Origin of the sequence: Leptolyngbya sp. FACHB-711 (assembly GCF_014695615.1) — a bacterium.
Classification (GTDB): domain Bacteria; phylum Cyanobacteriota; class Cyanobacteriia; order Elainellales; family Elainellaceae; genus Leptolyngbya_A.
Genome location: NZ_JACJOR010000366.1, coordinates 1 through 5,754 on the forward strand (window position 1 = coordinate 1; position 5,754 = coordinate 5,754).

General features: G+C 53.4%; 6 protein-coding genes. 2 read left to right on the top strand and 4 right to left on the bottom strand.

The window, feature by feature from the left end; all coding sequences use genetic code 11:
* From H6F80_RS15165 to H6F80_RS15175, 3 genes are all read right to left on the bottom strand, one after another.
* A partial coding sequence (locus H6F80_RS15165) for an FTR1 family protein (protein WP_518523591.1) occupies nt 1-230 on the bottom strand: 230 nt, incomplete at its 3' end.
* A gap of 114 nt (nt 231-344) precedes the next feature.
* Nucleotides 345-1,436 (bottom strand): heat-inducible transcriptional repressor HrcA, encoded by a 1,092-nt coding sequence (hrcA, locus tag H6F80_RS15170; protein ID WP_190792367.1) that lies wholly within the window; start codon nt 1,434-1,436, stop codon nt 345-347.
* Nucleotides 1,437-1,530: 94 nt separating this feature from the next.
* Entirely contained in the window at nt 1,531-1,887 is a 357-nt protein-coding gene (locus H6F80_RS15175; protein WP_190792368.1) for a rhodanese-like domain-containing protein, read from the bottom strand.
* Between the two features lie 481 nt (nt 1,888-2,368).
* Here H6F80_RS15175 and H6F80_RS15180 point away from each other — a divergent pair, with 481 nt between their 5' ends.
* Complete coding sequence (locus tag H6F80_RS15180) at nt 2,369-2,563, top strand: hypothetical protein (protein WP_190792369.1); 195 nt, start codon at nt 2,369-2,371, stop codon at nt 2,561-2,563.
* A 65-nt stretch (nt 2,564-2,628) separates the two neighbouring features.
* Here the strand turns inward: H6F80_RS15180 and H6F80_RS15185 are convergent, their stop codons facing one another.
* Nucleotides 2,629-3,948 carry a tetratricopeptide repeat protein gene (locus H6F80_RS15185; RefSeq protein ID WP_190792370.1) on the bottom strand — a complete coding sequence of 440 codons (1,320 nt, stop codon included), beginning with the start codon at nt 3,946-3,948 and terminating at the stop codon, nt 2,629-2,631.
* Between the two features lie 430 nt (nt 3,949-4,378).
* On the opposite strand from H6F80_RS15185, the gene purD reads away from it, so the two are divergent.
* Nucleotides 4,379-5,650 carry a phosphoribosylamine--glycine ligase gene (gene purD / locus H6F80_RS15190; RefSeq protein ID WP_190792371.1) on the top strand — a complete coding sequence of 424 codons (1,272 nt, stop codon included), beginning with the start codon at nt 4,379-4,381 and terminating at the stop codon, nt 5,648-5,650.
* Nucleotides 5,651-5,754 lie beyond the last annotated feature (104 nt).

Consider the following 5,754-nt stretch of genomic DNA (forward strand, 5'->3'; position numbering starts at 1 on the left):
GCGCTGGGCTGATTTGCCGTTTCAAGTGCCGCCAAGACGCTGCTCAAGACAATGCCGATCGCCACGCTCGCCGCAACGCCAGCCCCAATTCCCGCATAGACCCAGCGATTCAGGCGAGACTGCCCTGCTTTGCTGAGATACGCCAGCACAATGCCCACGACAAGAGCCGCTTCAACGCCCTCGCGGAGCGTTACCACAAACGTCGGCAGAGCCGCACTCCAATCCATCATGCGTTTTCCTGAGAGCGATGAGAGAAAAGTTCTACCCTTTTAGCGTAAAGGTTCCAGCGCGAAATTCAAGGGAGCGAACCTGCGCACCCCTCATCAACCCATCGACCCCTCCCCTCATTCCCGGCTTTGACTAATCGCCTCTGACAAATAATCTGCCGCCGCTTCGACCATCGCGATCGCATTTTCATACACCATCCGAGTAGGCCCTAGCATTCCGACGCTGCCGACAGGAATGGAGTTGCGCTGGTAGGTAGCAGATACTAACGCACAGGAGCGCATCGGCTCCAGCGGATTTTCTGCCCCAATTCGTACCGAGACTCGCTTACCCGTTCCTTCCGAGTCTGCCGACTCAAAAATGAGCGACCAGAGCTGATCCTGCTCAGATTCCAGCAAATGCACGATCGGCTGAACCTGCTGAAGCTCAGAAAATTCGGGCTGTCGCTTCAGGACTTCGGCAACACCGTTGATCAAAATCTGCGTAGAGAGGGAGAGGCGACGACGCTGATTCAGCTCCAGCAGCGAGGTTTGCAGCAGGGTGGCGTAGCGATCGAACTCGCGCCCCAGTTCTGTCCAGTCTAGCGTGGCGATTTCGCTCAGCGTTCTCCCCCGCAGTTCGCTGTTGAGGAAGTTGGAGAGAATTTGCAGCTCTCGGTCGAGGCGATCGCTGTCGGTCTTTTCATCCTCAGAAAGTGGCAGATCAACAAGGGTCGATTGGGTTTCGTAGGTGTCTAACACCACGATTAGCATCAGCCGCGCTGAATCAAGCTGAACCAACTGCAAATGCTTCAGCTGGGCTGTGCTGGATTGGGGCAACGTCACCAGGGCAATATAGCCGCTTAGCGTCGATAGGATCTGAGCAGCCCCCCGTAGCAGTGACTCCAGGCTCATTTCTTCCCAGTTCAACTGTTCAGTTAGCGTTTGGGCAACCTGACGAGCCAGTGTGTCCGAAGGCGTGACCAATTGATCCACATACAGCCGATAGCCCGAATCGGAGGGAATCCGCCCGGCAGAGGTGTGAGGCTGATACAGCAAGCCTGCTTTTTCTAAATAGCCCATCGCGTTTCGAATCGTCGCTGAGCTAACTCTGGGGTTAAATTCTTCTAACAGCGCTTCTGAGCCAACAGGCTTAGCAGTCGCAATGTAGTAGCGAACTGTTGCGCCAAACACCTGCTGCTGGCGCGAGTTGAGTTTCACAGGGAAGGACATAAGAGCAACGTCGGAGCAACCGATAGAATGAATGGGAATAGAATGAACGAAAACTGAAGACAGTCCAGAAATCGTCTAGAAATCGGGAAGTCAATTAATAGCGCGGAACCGATCGATCGACTCTCAGAGAATAGGCGTCGATGCCGCCCGTGACATTCTTTACTTGAGAAAAGCCCTGATGCTGCAACCACTGGCACATTTGCGCTGATCGAATTCCATGATGGCACAGCACGATCGTCTCTGTCTGTGGGTCAAACTGGCTGAAGATTTGCCCTGACCACTCGTTAAACTGGCTCAGCGGCAGGTTCAAAAAACCCTCCAGGGAGGAGAGTGCGACTTCTTCGGGCTCACGAACATCGATAAGCTGCGCTGAATCATCCTGTGACTTGAGCCGCTCTGCCAGTTGCTCAACTGTAATCGCATCAAAGGTTGGGTTAAATTGGGCTGTCATACTTTAATACTTCTTCAATACTTCAATTTCAATACTTCAAGGTAGTGAGCCGCTGTGAAAGTGGGGCATGAGTGAATTCCAGACTATTCCACTCATCTGGTAAAGGATCACTTAAGTGAATCCCCGACAAATCAAGCAAGATCTGCTCTTAAGCTAAGATTTGTTAAGAGGGTATTTTCAAAATCTTAAGTTCAAATTACCCGGAACCCTCGACTTCCGCAAGCCCACTCTGAACGAAAGGCAAGGGGCACATTATGCATAACCTGTCTCGTCAACCTGTTCCGCTGAGCTCCCGCTGACCTGCTTACCTCCTCACTTCCTCCCCCTCTAATCCTCCCCAGGGGGACATCAGCACGATCGCGGAATTCTCGCATCTTCTTTTTGAAAACTTCAAACAGCCAGTCGGTAAACTGCTGATGTGAATCGGGAAGATCCTGTCAACAATATCTTTCAGAGACGTCAGATGTGAAGGAGAGAGCCGATGACCGTCAGAGTTCCTGAAAGAAACAACGTTGCTGCCCGCTGGACTCAAGCAACTGCCATTACCTTTGCACTGTATCTAATAATGAGCCAGTCTCAATCCGCGTTCGATGCAGCACCAGAGTGGCGATCGACCTCAGGTCAGGCTGGGAGGGTTCAGCTAATCAGCGAGTTCCCGACGCTGCCGTTTCGGTAACGATCGCCAACCCAGCGTTTTCCTTCTGAGGATTGCCGCATTCTACGCCGCACTCTAGCAGAAGGTTACTGGCTCAGCGTTTGAATCTGTGTATTGAAGTAATCCACCTTATACCGAAGCTGCTGAGCCAACTGTAGCCCCTGCTGGAAGGCGACGAGTGCCTGGGGCTGGTTTCCCCGCTCCTTCAGCAATTGACCAATCTGATCGTAGGTATTCATCATACCCAGCGTGTTGTAGGACTGCTGCTCGACATCCAGCAAGAGTCGGTAGGCTGCCAGGGCTTCATCGAAGCGGTTTTGAGTGCGGTAAAGCGTAGCAAGTCGCTGAAGCGCATCGCTGGCATAGGCAAGCTGCTGTACCGATCGCGCTACGGCAAAAGCTTCCTGGTAGTTGGCGATCGCAGCATCAGTTTGTCCCAGGGCAGCAAATCCTTCACCCATTGCCAGTTTAAGTCCGGGAACAGGTTGCAGGTTACGCTGACTGCGATATAACTCAACGAGCTTCTGCTGGCTGGCAATTGCCTGGGTCGGCTGATTGTTTTCGGTGTAGATGCGTGCAAGTTGCTCAAGTGCCGTTGCTTGAGTGGTGCGATCGCCTTTTGCCTCAGCTACCTGACTAAGCTGCTCATAGGCGGCGGCTGCGCTGGGATACTCAAACCAGGACAAATGGAGATTGCCCAGGGCGGTGAGCAGTTGAATTTGGCGATTCACGTTCTGCTGCTGCTGTGCCTGGGTCAGCAGTTTAGTGTACAGTGCGACTGCCTGATCCTTTGCCCGGATGGTTTCATACGCTTCAGCAATGCGGAGGGGCAAATTAGGATTGCCTTCGGGTCTTGCCTCAATCTGCTGTTCGATTTGCTGAAGCCGCTCGGTGATTAGCCGCAGTTCCGTTACTTGACTCTGCCGCCAGGCGACTGCACCCACTCGGCTCAAAGCCGCTACTTCTTCTGGAATGCTGAGATATCGCCGCAACCGCAGTTCTCGATTAAAAATTTCAAACGCGCCCGGAATATTGCCTGCCTGAAGCTCGGCAAGTGCCTGATTTTGGAGTTCGACCAGAGCCGATCGCAGCACGTCTTTTTCCGGCGGGCTCAAGGGACGATCGACCGTCATGGCCGGCAGCAGCGGGTCGGGCTGAGGCTCCAGCGCATTCTCTGGAATGGCTGTTTCTGGGGCAGTTTCTGATTCTGGGGTGGTTGAGGCTGCGCCTTCTGGAACTGCATTTGGAGCTACATTCTCCGGGCTAGCAGGCGTGGAAGCAGGCGTTTGTGCCAGAGTGCTGAGGGGAAACGTCAGCAGCATTGCGAGTCCCAGCAAGCAAGCACGCCAGTTGCTCCGCAGGGGAAACTGTTGCGCATCGCCCATGAGTTTAATCAACCCGTTCATAAACCTCTCCTGTTATCCTGCCTGTTCATCTGCCGTCAATCAGTTGCCGACTGATCAGCCGACTGACCAACATGATGGTTGTCTTGCACGGTTTGTTTCTAACCAGCTTACTTAGCTTTCCTGACGCAAACCGGAACACCAGACCCTAGTTTACTCGCTGTCCGATGAGCAGATGGAGATCTGATGGTTGAGAATCTACTATTATTTATTATTATTAAGAGTATATTTTTTACTCGTAAGATGAAATTTGCAATCAATGCTGCGAATTTTCGTGCCCTGAGAATAGAGCAGGCGATGCGAAGCACTTTCCCCCGGGGTAGTCGGTAGAATCAGGACATCGCAGTTGATATGCAGTTGACATGAGGTTCAGTCAGGTTGCTCAATCAAGATTGAAATTTACGGGCAAGTTCTTTGTAAGGGTGAGTCAGGCGTGAAAGTTTTAGTCATTGGTAATGGCGGGCGCGAACACACGATCGCCTGGAAATTGCTCCAGTCCAAGCGGGTGCAGGAAGTGTTTTGCATTCCGGGGAATGGGGGCACGGCAAAGCTGGCAAGATGCCGAAATCTCGCGCTGTCGGTCACAGATTTTGAGGGCATTGGACGATTTGCCCTGGTCAACAACGTCGCGCTGGTGGTCGTCGGTCCAGAATTACCCTTGGCGGCGGGCGTCACTGACTATTTGCAAGCGCAGGGGCTCACGGTGTTTGGTCCAGTGCAAGCGGGCGCACAAATCGAGGCAAGTAAGGCATGGGCAAAAGCCCTGATGCAAGAAGCTGAAATCCCCACTGCAAAAGCGGCAGTCTTTACCGAGGCGACAGCAGCGATCGATTATGTGAAGGCACAAGGTGCGCCGATCGTGGTCAAAGCAGACGGGCTGGCAGCCGGAAAAGGGGTCACGGTCGCAGATACGGTTGAAGCAGCAATCGAGGCAATCGAGGCGGCATTTAACGGACAGTTTGGCGCAGCCGGACAAACCGTTGTGATTGAGGAATGCCTCAGCGGGCAGGAAACCTCTGTGCTGGCGATTACCGATGGAATCACGATTCGCCCCTTGGTTCCCGCCCAGGATCACAAGCGCATCGGCGAGGGCGACACCGGAGCAAATACGGGCGGCATGGGGGCTTACGCACCTGCCCCGATCGTTACGCCTGCCCTAATGGAGCGGATTCAGCAGGAAATTCTGGAACCGACGATCGCTGCCTTGAGAAAGCGCGGCATTGACTACCGGGGCGTCCTCTATGCAGGACTGATGATCACGCCCGAAGGCAATCCCCAGGTGATCGAATTTAACTGTCGATTTGGCGACCCAGAAACTCAGGCAGTACTACCCCTGTTGGAAACGCCCCTGGAAACCGTTTTGCTGGCCTGCACTCAGCAAACCCTCGATCGGTTGCCGCCCCTAGAATGGCATGCCGGAGCATCGGTGTGTGTGGTCGTGGCGGCAGAGAATTACCCAGAAAGCTACCGCAAAGGAATGCCGATTCAAGGCATCGAGCAGGCGGAGGCGGCTGGGGCAATCGTCTTTCATGCAGGAACTAAGTTCAATCAGCAGGTCATTGCCGACGGCGGGCGAGTGCTGGGCGTAACGGCGATCGGCGAATCTTTGCAAGATGCAGCTGCGAAGGCTTATCAAGCGGTGGACTGCATTCAGTTTGAGGGTATGTATTACCGGCGCGATATTGGGCATCGTGCTCTGCAATAAGCAACTAGAAGGGCGAGCGATGCAGGTTTGACAAAACTTTGTAAAAATTAAGATGTGAGGAGTTAATCTAGGGATAATTCACCCAAAGTCATCTCCCAAATCTA